At 64.0% G+C, this 25,151-nt stretch carries 30 protein-coding genes and 1 tRNA gene; 18 read left to right on the top strand and 13 right to left on the bottom strand.

The genetic code is table 11. From position 1 onward, the window contains the following. Positions 1–104: 104 nt before the first annotated feature. The 5 genes from OHQ90_RS17975 (at position 105) to OHQ90_RS17955 (ending at position 5,503) form a co-directional block, all read left to right on the top strand. Positions 105–1,490, top strand: a complete 1,386-nt coding sequence (locus OHQ90_RS17975) for a site-specific integrase (RefSeq protein ID WP_328411957.1) — start codon at positions 105–107, stop codon at positions 1,488–1,490. 402 nt (positions 1,491–1,892) lie between these two features. Then, complete coding sequence (locus tag OHQ90_RS17970) at positions 1,893–2,321, top strand: hypothetical protein (protein ID WP_328411955.1); 429 nt, start codon at positions 1,893–1,895, stop codon at positions 2,319–2,321. Beyond that, positions 2,297–2,851: an HNH endonuclease gene (locus OHQ90_RS17965; protein WP_328411953.1), complete on the top strand. Its 555-nt coding sequence runs from the start codon at positions 2,297–2,299 to the stop codon at positions 2,849–2,851. Before OHQ90_RS17970 ends, OHQ90_RS17965 begins: the two co-directional genes overlap by 25 nt. Before the next feature lie 386 nt (positions 2,852–3,237). Continuing rightward, entirely contained in the window at positions 3,238–3,861 is a 624-nt protein-coding gene (locus OHQ90_RS17960; protein ID WP_328411951.1) for a hypothetical protein, read from the top strand. A 1,102-nt stretch (positions 3,862–4,963) separates the two neighbouring features. Further along, complete coding sequence (locus OHQ90_RS17955; protein ID WP_328411949.1) at positions 4,964–5,503, top strand: HD domain-containing protein; 540 nt, start codon at positions 4,964–4,966, stop codon at positions 5,501–5,503. Here the strand turns inward: OHQ90_RS17955 and OHQ90_RS17950 are convergent. Then, positions 5,491–5,958, bottom strand: coding sequence for an NUDIX hydrolase (locus OHQ90_RS17950; protein WP_328411947.1), 468 nt, complete (start codon positions 5,956–5,958; stop codon positions 5,491–5,493). The two genes, OHQ90_RS17955 and OHQ90_RS17950, sit on opposite strands and share 13 nt — an antisense overlap. Then, complete coding sequence (locus tag OHQ90_RS17945) at positions 5,955–6,560, bottom strand: DUF5919 domain-containing protein (protein WP_328411945.1); 606 nt, start codon at positions 6,558–6,560, stop codon at positions 5,955–5,957. Before OHQ90_RS17945 ends, OHQ90_RS17950 begins: the two co-directional genes overlap by 4 nt. Positions 6,561–6,767: 207 nt before the next feature. Here OHQ90_RS17945 and OHQ90_RS17940 point away from each other — a divergent pair, with 207 nt between their 5' ends. The 11 genes from OHQ90_RS17940 (at position 6,768) to OHQ90_RS17890 (ending at position 14,314) form a co-directional block, all read left to right on the top strand. Next, positions 6,768–7,334 carry a hypothetical protein gene (locus OHQ90_RS17940; protein WP_328411943.1) on the top strand — a complete coding sequence of 189 codons (567 nt, stop codon included), beginning with the start codon at positions 6,768–6,770 and terminating at the stop codon, positions 7,332–7,334. Further along, complete coding sequence (locus tag OHQ90_RS17935) at positions 7,334–7,963, top strand: DUF2637 domain-containing protein (protein ID WP_328411942.1); 630 nt, start codon at positions 7,334–7,336, stop codon at positions 7,961–7,963. The genes OHQ90_RS17940 and OHQ90_RS17935 overlap by 1 nt, the downstream gene beginning before the upstream one ends. A 1-nt stretch (position 7,964) precedes the next feature. Beyond that, positions 7,965–8,189, top strand: a complete 225-nt coding sequence (locus tag OHQ90_RS17930) for a hypothetical protein (RefSeq protein WP_328411941.1) — start codon at positions 7,965–7,967, stop codon at positions 8,187–8,189. After that, the gene (locus OHQ90_RS17925) at positions 8,189–9,496 is read left to right on the top strand and encodes an FtsK/SpoIIIE domain-containing protein (protein WP_328411940.1); all 1,308 of its coding nucleotides are present in this window, start codon (positions 8,189–8,191) and stop codon (positions 9,494–9,496) included. The genes OHQ90_RS17930 and OHQ90_RS17925 overlap by 1 nt, the downstream gene beginning before the upstream one ends. Next, complete coding sequence (locus tag OHQ90_RS17920) at positions 9,493–9,822, top strand: hypothetical protein (protein ID WP_328411939.1); 330 nt, start codon at positions 9,493–9,495, stop codon at positions 9,820–9,822. Before OHQ90_RS17925 ends, OHQ90_RS17920 begins: the two co-directional genes overlap by 4 nt. After that, positions 9,819–10,034: a hypothetical protein gene (locus tag OHQ90_RS17915; RefSeq protein WP_328411937.1), complete on the top strand. Its 216-nt coding sequence runs from the start codon at positions 9,819–9,821 to the stop codon at positions 10,032–10,034. The genes OHQ90_RS17920 and OHQ90_RS17915 overlap by 4 nt, the downstream gene beginning before the upstream one ends. 255 nt (positions 10,035–10,289) lie before the next feature. Continuing rightward, entirely contained in the window at positions 10,290–10,562 is a 273-nt protein-coding gene (locus OHQ90_RS17910) for a hypothetical protein (protein ID WP_328411935.1), read from the top strand. After that, entirely contained in the window at positions 10,562–11,188 is a 627-nt protein-coding gene (locus OHQ90_RS17905; RefSeq protein ID WP_328411934.1) for a hypothetical protein, read from the top strand. The genes OHQ90_RS17910 and OHQ90_RS17905 overlap by 1 nt, the downstream gene beginning before the upstream one ends. Continuing rightward, a complete protein-coding gene (locus OHQ90_RS17900) occupies positions 11,188–12,879 on the top strand; it encodes a replication initiator (RefSeq protein ID WP_328411932.1) in 1,692 nt (563 codons plus the stop codon). Before OHQ90_RS17905 ends, OHQ90_RS17900 begins: the two co-directional genes overlap by 1 nt. Before the next feature lie 12 nt (positions 12,880–12,891). After that, the gene (locus OHQ90_RS17895) at positions 12,892–13,110 is read left to right on the top strand and encodes a helix-turn-helix transcriptional regulator (RefSeq protein WP_328411930.1); all 219 of its coding nucleotides are present in this window, start codon (positions 12,892–12,894) and stop codon (positions 13,108–13,110) included. Positions 13,111–13,336: 226 nt separating this feature from the next. Beyond that, the gene (locus OHQ90_RS17890) at positions 13,337–14,314 is read left to right on the top strand and encodes a tyrosine-type recombinase/integrase (RefSeq protein WP_328411928.1); all 978 of its coding nucleotides are present in this window, start codon (positions 13,337–13,339) and stop codon (positions 14,312–14,314) included. A gap of 46 nt (positions 14,315–14,360) precedes the next feature. Here the strand turns inward: OHQ90_RS17890 and OHQ90_RS17885 are convergent. From OHQ90_RS17885 to OHQ90_RS17855, 7 genes are all read right to left on the bottom strand, one after another. Continuing rightward, positions 14,361–14,434: transfer RNA gene (locus tag OHQ90_RS17885), tRNA-Pro, on the bottom strand. Between the two features lie 94 nt (positions 14,435–14,528). Then, positions 14,529–15,287, bottom strand: coding sequence for an acyl-[acyl-carrier-protein] thioesterase (locus OHQ90_RS17880; RefSeq protein ID WP_328411926.1), 759 nt, complete (start codon positions 15,285–15,287; stop codon positions 14,529–14,531). Between the two features lie 380 nt (positions 15,288–15,667). Further along, positions 15,668–16,033, bottom strand: a complete 366-nt coding sequence (locus OHQ90_RS17875) for a DUF3703 domain-containing protein (RefSeq protein ID WP_328411924.1) — start codon at positions 16,031–16,033, stop codon at positions 15,668–15,670. 21 nt (positions 16,034–16,054) lie between these two features. Continuing rightward, positions 16,055–17,044, bottom strand: a complete 990-nt coding sequence (locus OHQ90_RS17870; protein WP_328411922.1) for a helix-turn-helix transcriptional regulator — start codon at positions 17,042–17,044, stop codon at positions 16,055–16,057. Between the two features lie 202 nt (positions 17,045–17,246). Then, positions 17,247–18,092, bottom strand: coding sequence for an NAD(P)H-binding protein (locus OHQ90_RS17865; protein WP_328411920.1), 846 nt, complete (start codon positions 18,090–18,092; stop codon positions 17,247–17,249). A gap of 179 nt (positions 18,093–18,271) precedes the next feature. After that, positions 18,272–18,913: a L,D-transpeptidase gene (locus tag OHQ90_RS17860; RefSeq protein ID WP_328411918.1), complete on the bottom strand. Its 642-nt coding sequence runs from the start codon at positions 18,911–18,913 to the stop codon at positions 18,272–18,274. 31 nt (positions 18,914–18,944) lie between these two features. Further along, complete coding sequence (locus OHQ90_RS17855; protein ID WP_328411916.1) at positions 18,945–19,250, bottom strand: hypothetical protein; 306 nt, start codon at positions 19,248–19,250, stop codon at positions 18,945–18,947. A gap of 243 nt (positions 19,251–19,493) precedes the next feature. On the opposite strand from OHQ90_RS17855, the gene OHQ90_RS17850 reads away from it, so the two are divergent. Then, positions 19,494–20,201 carry a hypothetical protein gene (locus OHQ90_RS17850; RefSeq protein WP_328411914.1) on the top strand — a complete coding sequence of 236 codons (708 nt, stop codon included), beginning with the start codon at positions 19,494–19,496 and terminating at the stop codon, positions 20,199–20,201. 410 nt (positions 20,202–20,611) lie between these two features. Here the strand turns inward: OHQ90_RS17850 and der are convergent, their stop codons facing one another. From der to OHQ90_RS17835, 3 genes are all read right to left on the bottom strand, one after another. Next, the gene (der, locus tag OHQ90_RS17845) at positions 20,612–21,970 is read right to left on the bottom strand and encodes a ribosome biogenesis GTPase Der (protein ID WP_406239427.1); all 1,359 of its coding nucleotides are present in this window, start codon (positions 21,968–21,970) and stop codon (positions 20,612–20,614) included. 53 nt (positions 21,971–22,023) lie between these two features. Beyond that, positions 22,024–22,701: a (d)CMP kinase gene (gene cmk / locus OHQ90_RS17840; RefSeq protein ID WP_328412932.1), complete on the bottom strand. Its 678-nt coding sequence runs from the start codon at positions 22,699–22,701 to the stop codon at positions 22,024–22,026. Between the two features lie 65 nt (positions 22,702–22,766). Continuing rightward, the gene (locus OHQ90_RS17835; protein ID WP_328411910.1) at positions 22,767–23,573 is read right to left on the bottom strand and encodes a pseudouridine synthase; all 807 of its coding nucleotides are present in this window, start codon (positions 23,571–23,573) and stop codon (positions 22,767–22,769) included. 126 nt (positions 23,574–23,699) lie between these two features. On the opposite strand from OHQ90_RS17835, the gene OHQ90_RS17830 reads away from it, so the two are divergent. After that, on the top strand, positions 23,700–24,257 hold the full coding sequence (locus tag OHQ90_RS17830) for a hypothetical protein (protein ID WP_328411908.1): 558 nt from the start codon (positions 23,700–23,702) through the stop codon (positions 24,255–24,257). A 225-nt stretch (positions 24,258–24,482) separates the two neighbouring features. On the opposite strand, the gene scpB is transcribed toward OHQ90_RS17830, so the two are convergent. Then, the gene (gene scpB, locus OHQ90_RS17825) at positions 24,483–25,127 is read right to left on the bottom strand and encodes an SMC-Scp complex subunit ScpB (RefSeq protein WP_328412930.1); all 645 of its coding nucleotides are present in this window, start codon (positions 25,125–25,127) and stop codon (positions 24,483–24,485) included. Positions 25,128–25,151: the final 24 nt, after the last annotated feature.

Raw genomic sequence — 25,151 nt, 5'->3', positions numbered from 1 at the left:
CACGAATACGCGTAACCGCGAATCGCCGTCGCCAGGAGGCGGAACCTGTTGCGCGCCGATCCACCCGCAGAGAACGCAGCCCCAACCGGAAGGAGAACTCACCGTTGACCACACAACCGAGCCGCGAGACCGCCAGCAAGCGATCCAGACGTGCGGAACCGATCAACAAGCGCACCTTTAAGAACGGCAAGGTGACTTTCTGGTTCCAGATCGATGTCGGCACAAAGCCGGACGGCAGCCGAGACCGCGAGCGGTTCACCTACGACACCCAGGCTCAGGCCCGGCGCGAATACCGCCGAATCACAACAGAAGTCGCGGCCGGAAAATACGTCAAACTTTTAGACATCACCGTCACCGAAGCGATCGACCAATGGCTCAACGGTCGGCGCGGCATCCGGCGAATCACACTGCAGGGCTACCGCAACGACCTGAAACCGGTACGAAGGCGCATGGGCGGCAAGAAACTTCGCCAGATCACGAAGGCCGACGGTGACGGACTGGTCGAGTGGATGCTAACCGAGGGGCGTATCGATCCCCGACACTATCGGCCTGACAGCCTCATGTCGCAAGTCGCTGAGCTGATCGGTCAACACCCCGAAGGAATCTCGGCAGCACGTATCAAGACGGCGTTCCCGGACAACGACATACACACCTGCCTGTCCGGTCTCATCCGATCCGGTCGCGTCACCCGACCCCGTCGCGCCGTGTACGTCCTGGCGATCAACGCACAGACCCATCGGGTAGCGAGCGGCGTCAAGCCCGTCACGGTTCGTTCCACGCTGACCACCTTCGGCATGGTCATACAGTCCTACGTCGACAAGGGCGCCCTACCGCGCAACGTCATCGCACTCGTGGAACGCCCCACCGATGACATCAACGAAGATGACGACGACGAACAAGCAAAGTCGTGGACGGTAGAGGAAGTCGAGACGTTCCGCGAAGCGGTGCGCAACGAACGGCTCTACGCCTGTTGGCTGCTGAGCTGCTACGGGGCGCGGCGATCCGAAGTCCTCGGTGTCCGGTGGACGCGGTTCGATGCAACCGCACTGAAGGTACGCCGGGGGCGTGTCGCCATCGGCAAGGAAACCGAAGAGAACTTGCCGAAGTCCAGGCGCAGCCGCCGCGATCTACCGCCACCCGCCGATCTAGCGGAAGCGCTCGACAAGTTGAAGGCGCTCCAGCAGGCCGAGTGCACGGCACTGGGCACCCCCTGGACCGACGATCGGCTGATCGCGGTCGACGAGACGGGAGTGCCGATCCGGCCGGAGTACTACTCGGATATGTTCCAACGGCTCAGGCAGCGGGCCGGGCTGCGCCGCATCCCACTGAAGGGGCTGCGGAACACGAGCGTGTCGCTCATGTTGAAGTTGGGCATCCCGGTCCACATCGTCGCGGCCTGGCACGGCCACGACCCTGCGTTATCGCTGGGCGTCTACAGCGACGCACAACCCGAGGACTTGCGCGCGGCGGGCGCTGCGCTGTTCGGATGATTTGTTGAAATGCCCGCTCCCGCGTGTTGGCACGCTCACATACCTGATAACGCCTCACTGAGAGCGGAAACCGCCTCTGACCTTGTCGGGATGACAGGATTTGAACCTGCGACCACTTGACCCCCAGGTCGGTCGGGTTCCAAAAGGTGCAGGTAGACAGTAGTTTTCGGTGGTTTGCTAGCTCGCGTGGAGCAGCACGTTGTTTGGAATCGTTCATAGCGTGTGGTCCCGTTCTGGTCCCGCTCCCCTAGCTCGCAGAACGGATGCGGACTGGCCTCCACTCCCCTGCCCGCGGGTTCCGTTGGCGAGTCATGTCGTACCAGTCGAGTACGGTGCGCGGTTGTTCCAGTTCTTCTGAAGTGGGGGTGCAGAGTGCAGCTATCGACGTTGACCCGTTCGTTCGTGTTGCAAGCGATCGAGAAGTGCGACAAGGTCAGTCGGCCCAAGTTTCTGGAGGAGCATGGATTCAAACCGGCTCGGGAGTACTTCCTGCTGTACGAAGGTCGCGCCTACGACTCGAAGGCGATTGTCGGTGTCGCCTACAGCTTGATAACCGGTGAGCGATACACCGCGAAGGACTTCTCCGGCGGACTTGCACTGACTGAGCGGCTCGAACGGCTCGGTTTCGAGGTCACCGGCAAGATGGACTGGAAACTCGAAGAACAAATCCTGGCCTGCGATCTGCTCGACCGAAACGACTGGCGGACGATTCCGGAGAGGGACCCGAGGACCGAGGAACTTTCAAGCTCCTCCGTGCCCAATGGGTGTATGCGGCGAGCATTCCCGAGTACAGAAGTACAGACAGCGTGCACCGCAAGTTCGAAGACTTGAGGACCGCGCATCCGAACCATGACGGCACGCGCACTCGAGGCGGCAAGCTGTCGGCGCAAGTCGCCGAGGCGTTCGCCAAGGACAACCACAAGATGCGCGCTCTGGCCGAGATGCTTCGACAGGACGGGCAGCTCGATCTGGTGTTGGACCACGACGAACACGCTGAAACTCCTGAGATTGACGCAACATCCGCTGATGAGTTCGCGGCCGCGATCGAAGGGAAGGTCTTCCAGCGCATCACTCGGGTGTACGAGCGCGACCCGAAGCTGCGGCGCCGCAAGATCGAGCAGTCGAGGAAAGAGCGCAACAGCATCGCCTGCGAGGTGTGCGGCTTCGACTTCGAGGTCACCTACCCCGGAGTGGGTGATGGCTACGTCCACGTCCACCATGTCGTGCCGTTGCACACCAGCGGCCCTGTCGAAAACACACTCGACGACCTGATCCTGCTGTGCGCCAACTGTCACCAGATGATTCATCGGCCAAAGCAATGGCTGACGCCGGATGAGCTGAGGGCGATTCTTCGTGTCTAGCACGCGTCCCGGTGCCTAGCCTCGAAGATGTCGAGGATCTTGCAGCAGGTTTCGGGCCGCATGGGCATTCGGTGTCGAAACCGGCTGTGGGCTGCGCTGATTCATCTCGGCACTTCTCGCTGTATTCCGTCCCTTCCGGGCATGCGACGGCCTGTGGACGGCCTGGCGAACCGGTGATTTATAGCTACAGGCGGAGATTGGGGCGTTGGTCCTGCTGCGGCCGCGGTGTGGACTCGGCCGGTTCCCATGTGCAAGTCGGATCGTTCCGCCTACAGTTTGACCCGCTAAGCGGGGACAAATAAGGGAGGACGATGGGCGAGCGGTCTGTGCGGCGCGACGCAGGTACTTGGATACGCGCACGGGGCGTGTGGTTCTGGTCAACGAGTGTGGTGCTCGTGGTAGTGGTGGCGCTCGCCGCTGGTACAAAGCTCGCGAAGGACCATGGGCAGGGCGCGGACTGGTACACAGGTGTTGGCCAATGGGTCGGAGGTCTGGGCAGCTTGATTGCTGCTGGGATCGCGCTCTGGATCGCGACGTCTGATCGCCGTCGCGCTGACCGACTGCGTTCCGAAGAGCAAGAACGGCAGGCGGCGGACCTAGCTCGCGAAGCTGGTCTGGTCATGATCGACGCTCGACGGCTGGCATCTGTGGTTCGTATCGCCCCGGGGGACTCGAAGGCGGGTGTGTCGGTGCGAAATCGGCGCAGGTCGCGCCTTTTCGATATCGAGATTGTTCGATTCGTTCAGCAGGGTGAAGAGGTCGCAGACCTTGAGCTTCAGCGCCAGTTCGGAGTCTTTGACCCAGCTGCGAACGAGGGCAAGAACAGGACGCGGTCCGACCTCATCGATTTGCTACCGGTCCTCGTGCTGAACTCGGACCAGGTTCTGACCCTGTTCCCGAAGAATCGGCCAGATGTTCCGGCCGACTACGTCGCTGTGCGGTACACCGACGAGTCGGGCATGCGATGGGAAGTTGATACGGACGGTAGTCCTGCTCGCAAGGTCGGTTGAATGGATGGGGACTTCCCTTCCCCTGCTTCCTCATACTGGCCGTCCCTGAGCGGAGGGAGGGCGTGTCAAGGGCGCTCTTTCCCTTGACTCGGCCGAGCGAGGTCAGACAATTGGGCCATGAGGAGGCAGGGATCTATGCAACCCGTGCAGCCACCTCGACAAGGCGCCGGCCGATTCCTTGCTGTCGTTGATGGGTCGGGACCACAGCCAGTCACCCCGGTCGGATACTGGTTGATTCGTGCTCGTGCTGCGGGAGAGCAAGTCGGGGACGGCTGGCGTCGTGCCCAGCACTGCCCGGTGAACGAAAAAGCGGCCAGAGTTGAGTAGTCCGCGTTCTGCCACGTCGCCAAAGCGGATGCCAGAACACGCGAACAGGACCAGAATGCGCCCCGGTGGCCCGATGTGGCGCCGACGCGCCGACGCGCCGCGCGACCGCCGTTCAGGGAGCGCGCTGCGCGTCGTAGCGCGTCGGCGGCGCATCGCGCCGCCGGGGCGCTCTTGATCCTGTATGGCGAAATTCGGCAACGACCTTGGTGCGTGCTGCATGTCAGAAGCCGACCCCTGGTCCACGCAGCGAAGCCAGGAACGAAGTGATGGCGTCCTGGCGTTGCCGTGTGGAATCGACTGTGTTTCAACGATTCCGGTCGGCACGCTGCCGTAGTGTGGTGGCACCTCTTTCCGAGGGGCGGTGGACATGGTCCAGACATCGCGCCCAGGAGGGAGGTGGTGGGTTTGGCGAAACATCGCCGGGCAAAGAGCAAGGCCCCGGTCGACTACGGCATCATCCTGATAGTTGCTGCCGTGATCGCCGGGGCGCTCGTGCTGGTCCGCTGGTTCAGGGGCTAGGTAACCCATCAGGTGGGGCGTCGACTGCCATCGGCGTCCCACCGCCCAGCATCACTCGCGTGACTGCCTAAGGATACTTGACGTTGTACGGCGCACGCTATGCCATGACATAGCCCGTATGCACCACGTCTAGCGGATGATCTTGGCTGTCGAGAACTGTCTCTGATTGTCGATCAGACCCGCTTGCCGGAGGCCAGATGAAGGGCTCCGGGCCCGGCCGACCGGTGCGTTTTGGCGCAGCCGATACCTTGGACTGATGGCGCAAGACCTCGTTAGCTGGGCGGCGGAACTCGCACATGAGTATCTGCACATGTTGCCGCGTCGGTTGCGGCACGTCGAAGGTGTAGCGCGACGTGCGGCACTAGCGGGAAGTGTCGTCGACGATCCAGCCGTATTGGTTGCTGCGGGCTGGCTGCATGACGTGGGATACGCGCCGGCCTTGGTTCGGACTGGGTTCCATCCGGTCGACGGTGCCGAGTTCCTTCAGCAGATAGGCGCCTCTGACCGGCTGTGTGCCCTCGTCGCGAATCATTCGTGCGCCTGCGTGGAAGCACGGAACCGCGGAGTTGCCTTCGATTGGGTGGACGAACGGACGCCGCTGCGTGATGCGCTCTGGTGGGCGGATATGACCACCACACCGGACGGTGCGGATGTGACCGTGGCCGAACGTTTGGCGGACGTGTATCGCCGATATGGAGAGACCGACGTGGTCACGCGGTCCGTGCGGGAAGCTGAACCAGCGTTGCGCGAAGCTGCGGACCTGACTGAAGGTCGGTTACGGCTTCAGGTGAAATAGGGCTCTTCGGGCGGGCGTAGTCCGTGTTCGATTCTCTCCCTGATTGACGGATGAACATCGAGCTCCTCGAGCTCCTCGGGAGAGACCCATTGCACCGCCTTGGACTCCGAACTGGTCGAAGGTGTCCCGCCGATCGGTTCCGCGGCGAAGCAGATCGAGAATTCCTGTCGGACCTCGCCGTCGTCATAGGCAATGACGTGACGTGGGTCCGAGAAGATCCCGACGATTCCGACGGGGTGGACCTGAATGCCGGTTTCCTCGGCGACTTCTCGCACGACCGCGTCAGCGACCGTCTCCCCGACCTCCATCCCTCCGCCGGGAATCGAGTACTTGTCGTTGTCGGTGCGGTGAATCATGAGGATTCGTCCGTCGGCGTCTTGGACGAATGCGCTCACCGCAACTTTGAGGCTGTTGGCCTCCGGGGCTTCGGGGTCGTTGAAGTAGTCGGTCCTCATGCCACGCTCGCTTGGAGGTCTGAGGGCTTCGATCCTGCCCAAACCTGTTCGAAGCTGGTCACATACGTTTCGAAGAGGTCGCCCCCCGCCAATCGGCGGAGATGCATCGCTGGTGCGTACGCGCCTGGCTGTCCGTAAACGTGCATGTTGACGATCATCTCGTCGTCGAACCGAAATACGGAGTTGTACAGCGTGGTGTCGTGGTATCGGAGTGCCACGCCGTCGATCGAGGCCAGCGGCGTGATCAAGGAGAGGGCATTTCGGATACGCGCCGAAACGGTGCCGTCCGCAAGACGTTCCTCGCTGCTCCGCTTCGTCGCCTCGTCCGCTGCGGGGTTGCCGAACAGCAGTCGAATCGACGTGCCGTTCGCGGCCTTCTGCTTGATCTTTCGAGTGAACGACGGGTCCTCGGCAAGGAAGAGTCCCGCGAGAACGAGGATCTCGATTCGATCGTTTGCGCTGTCGAGAAGCCTGCCCCAGAGGTCGGCGGGTACGGAACTCCGGTGGGGAAAGACCTTCACGACCTCAGATTCGGCGATCGCCGAACGTCGTTCCGGGGCAACAGCATCCGGCCATAGGTAGTTCTCGGTCTCCTTGACCATGGAAGCGACTGTATGTCGGTGCCGGGGGTACGGAACACGGCCTTTAGTGATCCACCGCTCGACGGTCTTCTGGTCGACGCCAGTCGCGTCGGCAACGTGATCGACGTTCACGCCGTTTCGGAGCAGCGCTTCACGAAGTCGCTCGTTCGCCATTTCATCTCCAAGGGACGAGTAGGGACGTCTTTAGCATAGATGAGACGTCCCTAGATGTCCATGTATGCGGTCTATGTGTCCCGCCGATTCCTGGAAAGTACTGGTCAGCAAGGGATTTCAATCCACCGACATGGCATAAGACACAAGGAGCTGACAGCGATGGCTTTGAAGAATGTGTGGTTCACGCCCGAGTTTCACGAGGCGTTCCCTATGGGCTTGTTCCTGCTGGGTGAGATCCAGGCGGTGACGGAGTTCAGCACCGATCGCAACGCGCCCAAGGTTCAGAAGATCGATATCGACAACGAGGGCAACGGCACGCGTAAGCGGCTGTGGAAGGGCACAGTCACCGACCCGGCGGCGGCGAACGCGAAGCAGGCCAGTTTCGATCTGGTGTTCGTCTCGGATGTCCAGCCGGTTCCGGCGGCTCCGGAGATCGCGCGTGGCATGCGCCCGATCGAGCTGGAGGGTTTGCAGGTCAAGCCGAAGATCGCGGGTTCGGGCGAGTTCAAGAGCATTGGTTGGAACATCCGCGCGACCGGGATAAAGGGCGACAACAGCGGCTCGAACCAGGCCCCGTCCGATTCGGGTGCGGGTCGCTCGTCCGGCTCGAAGGCGGCGTGATGAGTGCGGCGGATCAGTCGGCGGGGATGCGTCTTGCGCGCTGGTCCGCCGCTGTCATCATCATCGGTGTTGGGGCGGCAGCATTTCGTCTGAGCTTCACCACCTTGCAAGATCTGGCCAAGCTGGCGCATATCCCGGCTCGGGATGCGTGGCTGTTCCCGTTGATCGTGGACGGCACGATCTTGCTGGCGACGTTCGGGGTGCTGGTGTGTGCCGGTGCCCCGGAACGTCGGTTCTTCGTGGCGGTCCTGGTCATCGGCTCGGCGGTATCGGTCGCCGGGAATTCCCTGCACGCGGTCGCTGCCGGTAACCCACTGCCGGGGTGGGCCTCGGCGCTGGTCGCGGCTATCGCTCCGATTTCCCTGCTGGCCGACACTCACGGCTTGGCGCTGCTCTTCCGTGCAGCACAACGCAATTCGATTCCCGAATCGGTCCCTGAGGTGGAGCCGGTCACCGAGCAACCCCTCATCGAAGAGTCGGCACCCATCCCGGTGCCTGTGCCCGATCCGATGCCTGAGCCCGTTGTTCCCGAGGTTCGACCGATGCCGGTGGAGCCTGTTCGTCCTATTCGTTCCGTGCGACCGGTGCAGCAGATGCTTCCGATCGCTGTCCCTGTTGGGGGTAACTGACATGTCCGTTTACGGCCCCGTTGCCGATGGCCTGCGCAACGTTAAATATGTTCCAGCGCCACGCTTCCAGCCTGTCGAGTCCGCTGCTGGAGTTTCGTTCCTCGTGGACGGCGTCGAGGTGCGCCTCAGCGTCGCCGATGCTCGCGCGCTCTCACATGTGCTGCCGAACGTGCTCGCTGAACACTCGGTGGCTCTGGCGTTTGCGCCGCTGCGGGAGGTGGCGTGATGTCCACTATCACAAGCCTGTTCGTCACCGGCGGCACGATCGCTGCTGCGGGTGGCATGGTGTGGCTGCGTCACCTCGGCGCGGGTACACGCCCTGCCACTGCGCAAGAGATCGCTGCGGAAGCTCCGGTCGAACTGCGGACCGCTGTCTTGATCTTTGCCGATCCGACACAGACCTGCGTCATGTTCTCGGCATTGGGCCTGGGTTCGGTCGAGGGTGGGTTTCCGTTTGTGGAGAGCTGCGACTTCAGCGCGTTCGGCCTCGACGTCGACGTACTAATGCTCGGTGGTCAGTCGCTGACCGATTGGAGCAACGATCAAACATTGAACCAGTTCGCCACCTATCTCGGTGTACCTAAGGTGACGGTCTCGTCACCTGAACCGAGCTGGGTCCGTCTCCAGGTGCGAGTGTTCGACACTCTTGCTGCCCCGGCAACGGCGCCGGAGATGGTTCACAACGGTGTGGACCTGGAGGCGGTCCCGGTTGGGGTCACCGAGCACTACGACACGTGGCGGCTGCGGGTGCTCTACGCGCACATCCTGCTCGCCGGTGCCACCGGTTCAGGCAAGGGCTCGGTGCTGTGGTCGATCATCGCTGCCCTCGGTCCCGCGATCCGTGACGGCCTGGTGGACGTTTGGCTGGCGGATCCGAAGGGCGGTGTGGAGTTCGGTGGCGGCGAGGGTCGGCTGTTCACCCGGTTCGCCACTGATACCGCCACCATCCTTGCGATGCTGCGCGAAGCCGTCGAAGTGATGGGCGAACGCCTGGCCCGGATGCGTGCCGCTGGTATTCGCAAGCTCGTTCCCAGCGTCGATGAGCCGTTGATTCTGATCATCATCGACGAAGCCGCGTCCCTGTCGTCCTATGCCGAGCGTGAAGAGCAGCAAGAGTTCCGGCGCCTGACCGGGCTTCTGCTGTCGCAAGGTCGTGCGGCCGCTGTGTCGGTGGTCGCGGCGTTGCAGGACCCGTCGAAAGAGACGATGCCCAACCGGCAGCTCTTCCCGGTCCGGATCGGCTTGCGCCTGGATGAGCCGACCCAAACGACCATGGTGCACGGCCAAGGTTCGCGTAACCGCGGTGCGCGTTGCGACGAGATCAACGAACACACCCCAGGTGTCGGCTACGTCGGTGAGGACGGCACAACGGAGTTCGTCCGGGTGCGTGCGTTCTACGTCTCTGACGACGACATCGACCGCGTTGTCGATGCCTACTCTCCGGCTCCTGCAATTGCCGGTCCTGCCGAGGATTACACCGGGTTCGATCCTGATGACCTCGGCGACGAGGACCAGGGACCGGTGGCGGCATGAAAACCGGATTCGTGATCGAGGCTCACGTGGTCATCTACTGCGACACCTGCGGAGACATCTACTCCGAGAACGGCAGCGAAGGCATCTGCTTCGACACCGTCAACCAGGCTGTCGGCTACCTCAACGCTCGCTCCGCCGGTGTCGGCTGGCTCTACGACGGCGACAAGATCGCCTGTGATGGGTGCCTGGCCGCAGCTCGCTGCCAAGAGCACGGGCACCAGTTTCCCGATCCCCGCCAGGCCGTGAAAAGGCTGCTGCGCGGTTCCGCTTCCCAATCCCGCGCCTGCACGGTGTGCGGTGTTCTCGAAATCGAGGTCCAGTCATGACCATTCGCCGTATTCACGACATCGACGGTTTCGACCGCGAAGACATCGACGCCGCTGTCCACATCCGTTCGGTGCGTCGCTGCCACCTCGAGCGCTCCGGCCTGGACTCGGTGACGGTCGCGGTTCACCTGCTGGTGGAGACCGGCGAGGTCCCTGGCTGGGATAACGGCCTGGACGAGGACACCGATACCGATTGGGGCTGGGCGGCATGACCGAGCGCACTACCGGCCCCTGCTGCGGTGTGCCGATGTGGATCGAGCCTTCCGATAGGTGGGGATAGATCATGCATTGCTACGAGTGCGGCCACTGGGAGCCATACGAGACCAGCGAAGACGGCCATTACTGCGGTGATCCCGAGTGCAAAGACTGTGGCGACTGGAGACCGCAGGAGCCGGACGAAACCTCCGATATCAACAATGACGACAGCCCGGTCCGCCCCTACGTCCCCCTGAGAGAGGCATGGTCCGATGACTGCCCGTTCTGACCGTGAAAGCAGTTCAGCGCAGGTGAAGACGGTGCAGTGGGGTGTGCTGATCGGTGAGCAGGTCCGTTCGCTCCCGAAAGCCCGCAGCGTCACCGCCGCTAGCCTGTACGCCTGCAACCTCAAGACCGGCAAGCGTGGCGTGAAAGCGGTTGTGGTGTATCGGGATTCGGAATCCGAAATGTGGCGCCGCTGGATCGATGAACAGCCGGTGCCCACTCAGCTCACGTTCGACATGCTCGCGAAGGAGGCCCGGTGATGGCCACGAAAACAACCGCTCATGACCCGTTCGACCTGCTCGGCCTGGCGGTGCTCAACACCGTGTGGTGGTCCTTCATCGGCGTCGGTGTGACGGCCTGGTGGATGGTGCTGTTCCCGATGATCTCGATCCCCATCGCGGTGGCTGTCGCGGCCGGCCTTTTCTTCGGCTGGCCGTGGGCGCTCGTGGTGGTCGGGGTGTTCACCGCGGGGATGGTGCTGTGGCGCCGTAGGAGTCCGGAGACCTTCGAGCGGTGGATCACCTCGCGGGCACGAAGCCGGTTCCTGACCTGGTTTCGATACCGCCGTCGCTGGGCTCGACTCATGACCGCATGCAACCTGACGATCACTCGCAACGATGCGACACTCGTTCCGCGGCTTGCCTCCGTCGCTATCGGCGACACCATCGACTGCGTACAGCTCCGGATGCTCGAAGGCCACTGCCCCGACGATTTCCAAAACCGCACCCAACACCTGGCCCATGCCTTCGGTACTCAGGAATGCCGGGCAACCATCGTCGGTCCCGGCGTCGTAGAGCTGGCCTTCCGGCACGCCGATTCCCTCGCCGAAACGATCGCACTCCCGCACATCGATGGTGGACTGCGTTGGGGCAAGGAGGCCGCGTGATGAACGCTGTGATCGACCTCCCCAGCACTCGGGAAACGGCGGCACAGCGTCGCGCCCTGCCGAACCTGTTCGAAGTCGCCCAAGCTGCCGCGGAGCAGTACGACGTGTGCAAGCGTCCGATCCCCATGCGGGTGGAAGACCCCCGCACCGGCACGGTCACCTACGAACCCTCACCGTGCAAGTCGACGATCGAATCGGTGTGCCGCGCCTGCGCTCAAGCCAACAGGGCGTTGCGTATCGCCCAGTGCCGCGAAGGCTGGCACATGAGCACCGAACCAGTCGCCGACAAATCCGACCCCACCGACAAGCAAGTCGAATTGCTCACCGCTCGTGCGGATCTCGTCGCCGACTACCGGCAAGCCGTCGACGACGGGAACGAGGATCTGGCCGCCCAGTTCCGGGAGATCATCACCAGCCTGGATCTCGAGCTGCGCGAAACCGGGCTGCGCGGTCGTCTTCCGGCGTTGGACGCGGTCACCAAGGATCGGCGCAAGCGCTCGACCAGGCGTCGTCAGGATGTGCCGAACTTGCCGCGCCGCAAGGTATCCAAACGCACCGTCGGCGAAGAGATCGGCGGGCATCTGTCCTCGATGTTCGTCACCCTCACCATGCCCGGCTACGGCAAGATCCACCGTGACGGCGCGACCACCGACAAAGGCGAACCCAGCTCCGACGGTTCCCCGGTCGACCCCGAAAGCTACGACTATCCGACCGCCGCCCGTGACATCGTGTTCTTCTCCAAGCTGATCGACCGCTGGATTCAGAACCTCCGTCGCTGCATCGGCTATGACGTGCAGTACTTCGGGACCGTAGAACCTCAGCGGCGTGGTGCCCCGCACCTGCACATCCTGATCCGGGGTGCGATCTCCCGCGAGATCATCAAGCAGGTCACCGCAGCCACCTACCACCAAGCGTGGTGGCCCCGATTCGACCGCGAAGACCAGGTGTACGGCGGCGGCCATCTGCCGGTGTGGGACCACAAGAAGGCCACCTTCGTTGACCCCGATACTGGGAAGGCGTTGACCTATTGGGATGACGCGCTGGACATCCTCGACGCGGTGGATGCTCTGGAACCGGCGCATACGGTGCGGTTCGGGTCGCAGATGGACCGCAAGCAGATCAAGGGCGTCGCTGCCGGAACCGAGAAGGCCGGCCGAACCATCGGCTACGTCACCAAGTATCTGGTGAAGTCCATCGCGGAAATCGTGGAACCGCAGTCCGATCGCGCCGCCGAACACTACGACCGGTTGCACGCCGAGCTGCAAAGCACTCCTTGCTCACCGCGGTGCCCGGTGTGGCTGAAGTACGGCATCGTCCCTCAAGGCGCCAGCGACAAGACCTCCCCTGGTCGTTGCAAAGGCAAAGCACACCGCCGAGACACCCTCGGCCTGCCCGGTCGTCGGGTGCTGGTCTCGCGCAAATGGTCGGGAAAGACGCTCCCGGATCACAAGCAAGATCGTGTCGATTTTGTTCGGAAACTGCTCGCCTCGGTCGGCATCGTGAAGCCGGACACCTCGCATTTGAAGGTCACCCCCGTAGAGCCTGGTGATAAGTCCCGGCCGCTGCGTGAGCACCTGATCATGGGCGCGATCGCCAAAAGAACGGCATGGCGTGCGGAGTACCTGCAAGCGCGGCTAGCTGCTGATTCACCTGGTGCGCAAGAAACTTCGGCAACTCGGCAAGTGGCGTAAGGAGTCAAGGTCATGGATACGCGACTAGTTGACGGGGGCTGGTACACCACGGCTGAACTTGCCAGGGTCCTCGGCATTGACCCGTCCAGCCTGCGGCGGTGGCGCACATCGAATCCGCCGTACGGACCTGCTTATGTGCGGGTTTCGACGCGGGTGGTGAAGTACAGCGCCGAGGATATCGAGGCGTGGTTGCATCGTCGGCGAACCGACCCCTCGACCTTGGCGGCGTGATGGCAGATTTCGTGAATCTCCCTGTGGGCATCCGTCTTTCGGCAGATATCGAAGAACGCGCAGACTACGGCAAACGGCCGTTCAAAGCGCGGGTGCGGTGGACCGACCCGGCCACCAAGAAACGTCCCTCGATATCTGAGCCGTTGCGACGCGGGAGGAGGCGGAAGAGTGGATTGCCCGGCTGCAACGGAAGGCGGCACAGGGCATAGACCCGAAAACCGCGCTCATGCGGCTCGGCGAGTATGGGGACGCGAATATGGAGCTGGCGCTACGGGGCTTGGAGAAGAAGACCAGGGACCCCTACCTTGCCGGGTGGCGCAAACGCGTGGTCCCAACGTTGGGGCATCTTCCGGTCGCGATGATCACGACAGGAGCCATAGATCGTTCCGTGGTCGGATGGATCAGCGATGGCGTGAGCAAGTCGACGGTGAAAAACAGCCTCGCAGTTCTGGTGCGGGTGATGGAACAGGCAGTGCGGGACGAGATCCGGGAGAAGAACCCGGCGCATATTCGCGGGTGGCAGAAGCTGTATCAGCAGATCGAAGACGAGCTCGATGACCCGCGTTCGTTGGCGCTGCCCAATTGGACAGCGCTGGTCACGCTCGCTGATGCCTTGGTGGAGCGTTCGGCAGATCGGTACCAGGGCTGGGGTGACGTTGTGATCTTTGCCGGGTGCACCGCCTCACGGATCGGAGAGGTGTCCGGGTGCCGAGTCGGCGATATCGACACCAAGACCTGGACGTGGCAGGTTCGTCGGCAGACCACACCATCGCCGGGCGGGATGGACGACAAGGGCACCAAGGGGAACCGGGCAAGGTACGTGCCGCTGATCGAGGAAGTTCGCGAGCTGATATCCAAGCGTCTCGACATGATCGGCCGAGACAATCTCGACGCTCGATTGTTCCGGGGTCCGCGTGGTGGTCGAATCGCAACCGGCGTTCTTCGGGACGCGACGCATTGGGACGACGTGGTCGCAAAGCTCGGCTACGAACACCTTCGTCGGCACGATCTCCGGCACACCGGCCTGACGTGGATGGCCGATGCCGGGGTCAGTCTGCATGTACTCCAGAAAATTGCCGGGCACGCCGACAGTCGGACAACCGAGAGGTATTTGCACCCGGATCGGCGGGAGATCACCGGCGCCGGGGACAAGCTCTCCGAGCACCTGCGGTCCCGTTCTGGTCCCGCTCTGCGAGTGATCTAATAACGAAAATCCCCTTCCGACCCAGGTCAGAAGGGGATTTTGCTTGTCGGGATGACAGGATTTGAACCTGCGACCACTTGACCCCCAGTCAAGTGCGCTACCAAGCTGCGCCACATCCCGGTTGCGTCCGCATGCGGGCGCTCGAAAAGATTACCTCAGAGAGGGGCGAGACACCGAATCGCCTGGTTGATGGCGTGGCGGGCGGGTTCGGGAGTTACAGGGGTGTAACTCGGGCGGCGGCTCGGGGGTCGTCGGCTACGGCGAACCAGACGTCGAGGGCGGTGCCGTTGCGACGACCGATGAGGCGGACGTTGTCGCCTGCTTTGAGGGGTTTGGCGTATTCGATGACGGTGCGGTGGGGGCCGGATATCAGGTCGGCGTGGGCGGCGAGGAGCTCTTCCAGGGCGCCGAGGTAGACGGCGTTGTTGACGTGGTCGAACCAGTCGATGTCGGCGATGCGCAGCGGGAAGGGTAGTTCGTGGACGCCGGGTTCGTCCGGTGCGGGGATGAGGGTGGTGAGAGCGGCTTTCCAGCGGAGGCGGTGTTCGGTGGTGCTGGCGAGCAGGGGGGCCATGAATCGGTCGCTCATGCGGGCGGGGACACCGGATTCGGTGCCGAAGTGGATGAGGAAGGCTTCGGTTTCGACGAGGCCGCCTTTGCTGCCGCAGATTTGGACGCGCATGTTGCACCAGCGGTTGGAGAGGCCAGAGCACCAGCGGCGGAGGGTGGCGTATTCGCCGAATTCGATGGGCTTCAGTACGTCGATGACGGTGCGGCGAACGACCCAGCCGCGGTGGGTGTCGCCGTCCTCGACAGCGTCGAGGTGGTCGAAGCCGATGTCTTGGAGGTAGCGGGCGATGGCGTCGAGGCGCAGGCGTTGGTCGCTGTCGGTGTCGGCGAGGCGCACCGGCCAGCCCGTCTGGAACGGGGATACGGTAGTAGGGCGCTCCGACAGCACGCTGGGAATGACCATGACCCGAATAATGCCAGGTCGGGGCAGTTAGCACGCATTCCGAGCCGCTCGCGTCGCATATAGCGGGCAATTCGGAGCAGTCTGCATTCAGGTGCGTCGCCGTCGTCCGTCGTTGGCCGCCGCCGGGGCAGCCGACCATCGGTCACCTTCACTCAACCCGCTGCCGCACCCGGTTCCGGCCACCGCACGAGAACCCTCTGACCCGATGGTTGTCCCGATAGACGGGAGACATACCCGAAGCTGAGAGCCCGACCGCGGGCGGTGGAAATCTTCGCGCACTGCCGCGCCGCCAACACTGTTGCGAAAACCTGATGGTCATCGACCCCCCGGACAACGATCCACAGTCGGGCGGAATGACAACAGGCCCTGTTCACGCACCGTCAGGAGATGGACAATTCGGCGCCACCCTGTTCGAGGATTCGGGCCAAATCGGCGGGGATGGGCATGGGAGTGGTGATACCGACTGCGGCGCGGCCGGTATTGCCGATCGGGACGCGGCCGACCGATGAACCGAGGCCGGCTACCGACAGTCGGACCAGCTGACCGAATGCTTCGCCCCGGTCGTGGCAGCGCAGAGCCAGACGCAGCATGTGCCAGTGGGCGCGGGTGTGCGGCCGAGCCCAACGCTGGGACAGGATGTGCGCGCGTTCCAGTGCGCGCCACATTTCATCGAGATCTGTTGTGGTGTAGGCAGATTCCAGCTCAGCTTCGAAGGCGGCGCGGACTGTGGATGGAAGGGGAGCCATGGTTTTCCTCCTCGAGGGGTGTCATGAACCAGACTCGCCCACCGGCGCATCGGGTGGCTTGAACAAACCTGCTGTCCAGCCGACGGGTAGCTCGGCGACCCAGCGGATGCCGCGGAACTCCGATGGCGGAGCGCCGAACATGCTGCGGCACACGCGTGTCAGATGGGCGCTGTCGGCGAAACCCGCGCTGTGTGCGACAGCGGTCAGTGCGTGGCCCGCCGCGAGTAGTTCGACGGCACGCTGCAGCCGCAGCCATCGGAGATAGGGCCGGAAAGGCAGACCGATCTCGGCGGAGAAGACATGGGCCAGTCGACTTTCCGACAGGTGAACCGCATCGGCGAGTTCGGCGAGTCGGATGGGGCCGCTGCTCAACCGGTCCGGAAGCAGGCGCAGCACTTCGGACACCGCGGGATGACGCGTTGGACCGCCCGTCCCGAAACTCGAACCACTCTCGTGCAGCCATTCCATCGCTGCGCCATGGCGCACGGTCGAATGCGGCGGTTGCCGCACCGAGCCGGATCGCACTGCCGAATTCACCCACGTACATATGGCATCGAGCTCTCTGGGCGTTGCACCCATTGCCTCACTCGGTCTGCCGATTCCTGTTGGTGGCTCGTTGCCTGCGAGCGGATGCGGGCGGGTCACCAGTTGCTGCGGGACACACAAGGATTGACCAGCACAGACCCAACTACCCACCGCCGCACGCGGATTCGGCCGCCTACTCAGCTCCGAACCCACTGCGGACTCCGGATCGATGTGCACCAGGATCCCATCGGCCGCGCCGTGTACAACCGCGTGCGGCACATCGGGCGGAATGACAGCGGACCGGCAGACCGACTGCTCCCCCACCGCATCCTCGAGCACCATGTCGGCGCGAGTCGCGATCACCTGCACGGTGTGATGAGCATGCATGGCCGCTGCACCCACTGCACCGGTGATCACCAGAAGACCGGGACGCAGCACAGCCAGTCCCGCCCACCGATGTGGATCCATGTCAGCGACCTCGCCCATCCCCTCAGTGTCAGCCCTGGACACAGCGGAGGAGAAATCCGCCACGGAAGCCTGACGTGCGCGCAACGGCCGAGCCCGCTCTCCCACAGCTGATAGGAGAGCGACTCGGATGGTCGTCCGCACAAGATGCTTCGGCTGCGGGTGAAGTCTCCTAACAGCGTATGAAGGCTCCCCACAGCGCACCGGCAGGAGCCGATTCCAGCTAGCCCTGCTTCCAGGCACCCGAGGCAACCGCGTCGTGCACGTAGTCGGCGAAGTCGATCGGCTCGCGGCCGAGGAGACGTCGGACCGTGTCGGTCACCATGGCGTTTCGTCCGTCGAGGAGAGTGGCAAAGATGTCGAGCATGCCGGCGACCTCTTCGTCGGGCATCCCGACCTCGGATGTCAACACCGCGCCGAACTGCGCGCCGGTGACGGGGATGTACTGGACATTCCGACCGGACTCCGCCGCGATTGTGTCGACCGCGTCGCCGAAGCTCAGCAGTCGGGGGCCGGTCAGTTCATAGTCCTGGCCCGCGTGTCCGTCCTCGGTCAGCGCGGCGGCCGCGACGTCCGCGAGATCGCCGGAGTCGATGAAGGGCTCCAGCACCTGACCGGCGGGGAAGGCGACGCCGCCGGCCAACACCATGTCGGTGAAGACTCCCTCGTCGAAGTTCTGGTTGAACCACGCGGCCTGCAGGACTGTCCATTCAGCGCCGCTCTCGCGCACTGCCTGCTCGGCCGGAGCGGCCTGATCTTCACCACGGGCAGACAACAGCACGAGTCGCTGGACGCCGTTCGCCACGGCCAGTTCGCTGAACGCCCGGATGGTGTCACCGGCGCGGGGATCCCCGATGTCCGGGGTGTACATGAGGAACACTCCGTGCACACCCTGGAGTACCGACGCCCAGGTGCTGCGGTCCTCCCAGTCGAACGGGATCTCCGCGGAGCGGGACCCGATGCGGACCGGAAACCCCTTGGCGGCCAAGCGCTCTGCTACGCGGCGACCCACCTTGCCGGTGCCGGCGGTGACGAGGATGGTTTCGGTGTGGTTCTGCGTTGTTGTCATGCTCCCAGTCAAGCCGGACGGGGATCAGCAGACCATCGGCGAAAGACTCGGCTCCATGTCTGTGCGTCTACGTCACGGAGACGCACAGCCGAACACTCGTCATAGCCATAGGAATCACGAGCGTTCCGTGCGTGAAATTTCCATATCAAAGCCCGACGGGGCTCGATTGGGCCACTTGGTCATTTCACGACTTCGATTACATCACCGGGCGATACATGGTGGTACAGCGTCTCAGCACCCTCGGGTGTCATTCGTATGCAACCGTGCGACTGTTCTTCGATCGGTCCGATATGAGTGGCAATGTCGCCGTTGAAGAACACTGCCCAGCGCATCGGCGCATTGTGCATCGTGCTCCAATGGTCTTCCTTCTTGAACGCGACGCGGAAGACGCCGGGAGGAGTTTCATATCCCGGTCTACCATGCGAAATCGGCGTCGGGCCGTAGGTCACCTTGCCGTTGTCCAGCAGCCATGCCTGATTGGTCGAGAGTTGCATGCATACTCGCGCCGCCTCGGTGGTGCACGGCGCGACGACCGGAGCGGGCACAGGCGGGATCAGTGCTGGTAGACCAGGAATATCCGGGCCGCCCGGCCACAATGGTTCGGCGTACGCGGGGGCTATGACGGCGAGTCCGGCCGATGCAGCACTGATGAAAATCACCGATCTGGCCACCCATTGGAGTAAGCGCTTGTTGCTCATGGCGTTTCTGACCTCTCTACCCTTGCCCGTCACCCTGAGTACCGCCTGCCAGGGCGATGGGGCCATCTCGTCGGCACAAGCTCGGAACAATCTGGAGGTGTTGAAGATCATTGTGAACCGCATTCCCGCTCCTTGCGAGACATTCCGTTCATATTCACCGCGCCAATTGAGTGATCAAGATCGACACATGGGGCAAATAGCGGCGCAAACCCGTGAAACCTTCCGACTGGTCGGAGCTGATTTGTTTATCGCACGACTGCCCCGCACAACAACCTGCCCGAACACGGTGGTGGCAAGAGCGCGCTACCGTGGTAATCGAGTGCTGATCGCGCTTGCGGCCCGAGTTCGTATCACGGATCGACGAGACCGAAGATCGGTTCATGGCGAAGGAACGAGTGATCTTGCGACCAAGTCCGGCACTGCCGGTGTCCACGGCGGCGCGGACCACCATTCTGACCACCGGTTCCAGGTTCCCCATCGACACCACAGGCGCCCGAGCAGCCGACCGCCCGGGGACGTCGCCGGCGCAACGGCCACTGACGAACGGCGGAGTGGCTCTCGCAGCAGCAACTTCGGCGGCGACCTGCATCCGCCACATCCCGACCGCACCAGATAAACCTCCTACCGAGGTCTCGGGGGCCGCCGAGCAGAAAATCGACGACCGCTTCGCGGGCACACCCACCACGTCGACAACGTGCAACCGGTGACCACGTCCAGCACACGCCAGAAAGTCGGTGCGGCCCTTCTTGTCCTGACGATCTCTTACTACGTCGTCGAATTGATCGTCGCGTCACGCTGGCCCGTACCCCATGCCTATAGCTGGGCACAGAACATGATCAGCGACCTCGGCGTCCCCGAATGCCTCGCTGACATGCACAAGTACGGTGACAGCGCACTCAGCGGCCGTTATATCTGCTCGCCGTGGCATGCGCTGATGTCCGCCGAGTTCGTCTTGCTCGGCATCCTGATACTCGCCACCGCCATCCTGCTCTCGCCGTTGCTACCGAAAACTCCACTCGGCAAGGCACTTCCGTATCTGGCCGCGATCAACTGCCTCGGCATGGTCCTCGTCGGCACCTTCCCGGGCAGCGCGGGCGAAATACCCGGCGGCAGCCGATTTCGCGCCGTCGCGCATCCCGTGGGCGCGTACCTCGAATTGCTGACCGGTATTGCGATCATGGCGATAGTCGCCTACCTCTATTGGTCGCATCGCGCTTACACCGCAATCACTCTCGCGCTGCTCGCCGCGAGCCTCGTGGGCGTGGTCGCCGGACTCACCACCACGCATCTGGGCATGGAACCCGGCGCCGCCGTACGACTCGCGATAGATCCTTTCGTCTGGTGGCGGATCATGACCGGCGTAGCACTGCTCCTCGCACCCGCGCGATTCGCCACACGCCGAGCCTCGTGAGCGGCTCACGAAGAGCTCACCGCGCACCTGGACAACGCAGCACTGGTCGCCCCATCCCCCGCGACCCGATCCGGTCGCGATGTTCGCGGGCGCGAACCTCCACCGCCGCGGGCCTCCGATGGGACAGACTCTGTCCAGGACGCGCGGAACGGTCGCGCTACGGTGTGCCGGACCGACATCCCGCGGGTTGCGCCGCGGGATGTCGGCAGGGTGGCGTACTGCGACGTCGACAGACCGAATACCTCGAGCTCCTCCCCCCGATGGCCGACCGCATATTCAGCCACGTAACAGCGGTCGCCGCGAAAGACTTCTGGCCACAGGGCCCGGTCGCGATCAGAGGGGCGTACGCCGTATCGGCCTACGCCCCTCTGAGTGCGGAACGGCGACAAACGTTTTCGTCGCCGTGATTGCTATTTCTTACGCTCCCGCTTTTCGCGCACGCGGACCGATACCCGCACCGGCGAACCGTCGAAGCCGAACTCCTCACGCAGCCGGCGCTCGATGAAGCGCCGGTAGCCCGCCTCCAGGAAGCCGGTGGTGAACAGCACGAAGGTCGGCGGGCGCGTCGTCGCCTGGGTGGCGAACAGGACGCGGGGCAGACGGCCACCGCGCATGGGCGGCGGGGTTGCCGCAACCACTTCCTTGAGCCAGTTGTTCAGGCGGCCGGTGGGGATTCGCTTGTCCCAGGATTCCAGGGCGGTTTCCATTGCGGGGACAAGCTTTTGGACGGCGCGGCCGGTATGGGCGGAAATGTTCACCCGCTGCGCCCACGGCACACGGACCAGGTCTCGATCGATTTCACGATCGAGTTGCAGGCGGCGGTCCTCGTCGACGAGGTCCCACTTGTTGAAGGCGAGCACGAGCGCACGACCGGAGTCGGCGACCATGCTGATCACCCGCAGATCCTGTTCGGTGATCGGCTGCGAGGCGTCGACCAGCATGATCGCGACCTCGGATGCCTCCAGCGCCGACTTGGTGCGCAGCGAGGCATAGAACTCCATGCCACTGGCATGGGAGACCTTGCGGCGCAGACCCGCGGTGTCGACGAATTTCCAGACCTTGCCGCCCAACTCGACCAGCGAGTCGACCGGGTCGACGGTGGTGCCGGCAACGTCGTGCACCACCGAGCGCTCGTCGCCCGCCAATTTGTTGAGCAGGCTGGACTTGCCGACGTTCGGCTTGCCGACCAACGACACCCGGCGCGGGCCGGTGCCGCCCGAACCCTCACGCGGGGTTTCCGGGAGCACGGCCAGCACGTCGTCGAGCAGGTCACCGGTGCCGCGACCGTGCGCGGCCGAAACCATGCGCGGTTCGCCGAGACCGAGTGACCACAGGGCGGCGGCCTCGGATTCGATTTTCTGATCGTCGACCTTGTTGGCAACCAGGATCACCGGGATCTTGGCCCGGCGCAGCTTCTTGACCGCGGCTTCGTCGGTGGCGGTCGCGCCGACCACCGCGTCCACCACGAGCAGGATCGCGTCGGCGGTGCTCATGGCCAGTTCGGCCTGGCGCGCCACCGACTGCTGCAGGCCCTTGGCGTCGGGCTCCCAGCCGCCGGTGTCCTGAACCAGGAACTTGCGACCGGACCAGTTCGCCTCGTAGGACACCCGGTCGCGGGTGACACCGGGAATGTCTTCCACGACCGCCTCGCGACGGCCGATGATCCGATTGACCAACGTCGACTTGCCGACGTTCGGGCGGCCGACCACGGCAAGGGTCGGCATCGGGATATGCGCGTCGAGATCGAATTCACCGTCGAGATCGACCATCTCCCAATCGGATTCATCGCTCCATACGCCGTCGCCGGCGAGAACATCCTCGCTCACTTGGCACCTCCCATCCGGCTCGTCGAAACCTGCCGGCGCACAACGCGAAACAGCTCGTCGATGACTTCGTCCATATTCATGTCACTTGTGTCGACCAGCACCGCATCCTCGGCGGGACGCAGCGGCGACACCTTGCGGGTGGAGTCGAGGTTGTCGCGGCGCTGCACGTCGGCGAGCACGGCCTCGTAATCGTCGCCGCGGCCCTCGCGGATGTTCTGCTGGTTGCGCCGCTCGGCGCGCGCCTCCGCCGAGGCGGTCAGGTAGATCTTGGCGTCCGCGTCCCGCAGCACGACGGTACCGATATCGCGCCCCTCGACCACGATTCGCTGTGCCGTGGAGGTGATGTCGCGCTGCAGAGCAACCAACAGATCACGCACCTCCGGCACAGCGGACACCGCGGAAACTGCCTTGGTGACGGCATCGCCGCGGATCTCCGACGACACATCGATACCGTCGAGCAGGATGACTTCCCGACTCGGATCGGTGCCGATCGTCAGCGGCAACTCCTTGACGGCCGCACCGATAGCCGCGGTGTCGGTCAGCTCGATGCCTGCACGCAGCACGCGCAGCGTCGCCACGCGGTACATCGCGCCGGTATCCAGGTAGTTGGCGTCCAACCGAGTCGCCAGACGACGCGAGACGCTGGATTTGCCGGTGCCCGAAGGTCCGTCCATCGCGACGACAAGTGGCGAAGTGCCCGATATCTGCCCTAGGGCCTCGACCGGAATCTCCACACCGTTCACAACGACACCGCCTCATACAGTTTGCCGACTTCATCGCGACCGAGCACACGCAGCGTGCCGGGCCGTTGATCGCCCAACGCGACCGGACCGATATTGGTGCGCACCAGCCGGGTCACCGGGTGGCCGACGGCATCGAGCAGTCGGCGCACGATGTGCTTGCGTCCTTCGTGCAACACCAGTTTCACCAGGGAACGTCCCTCGCCCAGCTCGAGCACTTGGAACTTGTCGACCTTCGCGGGGCCGTCCTCCAGCTCGATACCGTCCTTGAGACGCTTGGCGATCGACTTGTTGACCTCGCCGTTCACCGTCGCCAGGTAGGTCTTCGGCGTCTCGAACGAGGGATGCATGAGCCGGTGGGCGAGATCACCATCATTGGTGAGCAGCAGCAGGCCCTCGGTATCGGCGTCGAGCCGACCGACATGGAACAGGCGTTGCCCGGCCGCGATGCGCTCGGCGACGATATCGCCGACGCATGGACGTCCGAGGTCGTCGGACATGGTGGACTGCCAGCCCTTCGGCTTGTTCAGCGCGATGTGGACGAGTTCTTCGCGCACCATCACGCGCGTCCCGTCGACACGGACGACGGCGGTCTGCGGGTCGATCCGCAGACCCTGCTCGGTGACAATGGCGCCGTCGACCTCGACGCGACCCTGCTCGATCATTTCCTCGGCAGCGCGACGCGAGGCGACGCCCGCCTTGGCGAGCACCTTCTGCAACCGTTCGCCTTCACCTGCAGGCAGTTTGACGTGACCTTCGGCGACGGGCTCGACGTGCTGCCGCTTGGCCGGCTTGGCGTTGTTCAACAGTGTCGGCGCGACAACTTTGCGCTCCGGCTTCGGATTCTTGGCCTTGCGTGGGCTCGCCCCAGCCGTCGGAGACTGTGCGGGCCGCCGCGCGGCACCGCCCTCCGAGGCGCCGCGGTAGCCACCTTGCGACGAACCACGTTGCGCGGCACCGCCTTGCGCGGATCCACGGTAGCCGCTGTCGCTCTGCGAACCGCCACGGTAACCACCGCCCTGCGACGAACCACGCTGACCGGAACCACCCTGCGAACCACCGCGATAGCCACCGTCGCTCTGGGAACCGCCACGGTAACCACCGCCCTGCGAACCACCCCGGTAACCACCGCCCTGCGAGCCACCCCGGTAACCACCGCCCTGCGAACCACCACGATAGCCACCCTCACCCTGCGAGCCACCCCGGTAACCACCGCTCTGCGACGAACCACGGTAACCGCCCTCGCCTTGCGAGCCACCGCGATAGCCGCCGCCTTGTGCGGAACCACGCTGACCACCCTGCGAACCGCCACCACCCTGGGAGGAGCCGCGGTACCCGCCCTCGCCCTGCGAGCCACCGCGATAGCCGCCACCCTGCGACGAACCACGCTGACCACCCTGCGAACCGCCACGATAGCCACCGTCGCCCTGCGAGCCACCCCGGTAGCCGCCGCCCTGCGGCGAACCGTGATGGCCGCCCGCAGCTTGTGAACTCCCCCGTTGACCCCCCTGCGAACTGCCGCGGTAGCCCCCGCTCTGCGAAGATCCGCGTTCACTTCCTCCCCAGGAAGCTCCACGCTGTGTTTCTCCCCGTTGTGCCGAACGGGCTCCTTGGGAGCCTGCGTCACGGCCTGCGCCGCCTCTGGTGGGCTGGTCGCTTCGTTTTCTACGATCCGGTGTGCCATCTCGGCGAGCGGGCGTATTCATGTTGTCCTGTCAGTCCTCGGTGCCGAGGTCCAAATCGGCCTCGGCTGGTTTCCTCAGCCTGGTGTAACGGGGATCCGTGTCCAGGCTCTCGTTGATCTCATCGATCAGGTCGACGCCCGGAAGTAGGGGCGCCAGTGGCGGCAGATCGGTCAGCGACGGGAGTCCGATCCGTTCCAAGAACAGCTCGGTTGTGCAGTACTGCGTACCGTTCGTCTCCGGGTCGACCCCGGCCTCGGCGATCAATCCCCGAGCCAGCAGGGTTCGCATCACCCCGTCGACGTTCACGCCGCGCACCGCGCTGACCCTGGTTCGGGTCACCGGCTGACGGTATGCCACCACCGCCAGCGTTTCCAACGCCGCCCGCGTCAATTTCGACCGAGCGCCGTCGAGCAGCATCCGTTCCACATACGGCGCGTACTCGCTGCGAGTATAGAAGCGCCAACCGTCCCCGACGAAACGCAGATCAATACCGCTACCTCGCGCGGACAGTTCTGCCGACATTTCCCGCAGCGTGCGATCCACCCGCGCCGAAGTGTCCGCCAACGCGTCTGCCAGCAACTCTACCGGGGCCGGAGCGTCGACAATCAGCAGCATGGCCTCCAGCGCCGACCGGAATTCGGCGTCGTCGAGCGACTCGGGGGTGAACTGCGCCACTGCGTCGCTCTCGGAGTCGTTCTC

Source organism: Nocardia sp. NBC_00403, from assembly GCF_036046055.1.
Lineage (GTDB): Bacteria > Actinomycetota > Actinomycetes > Mycobacteriales > Mycobacteriaceae > Nocardia.
This window is presented reverse-complemented; position numbering and strand designations above follow the sequence as displayed.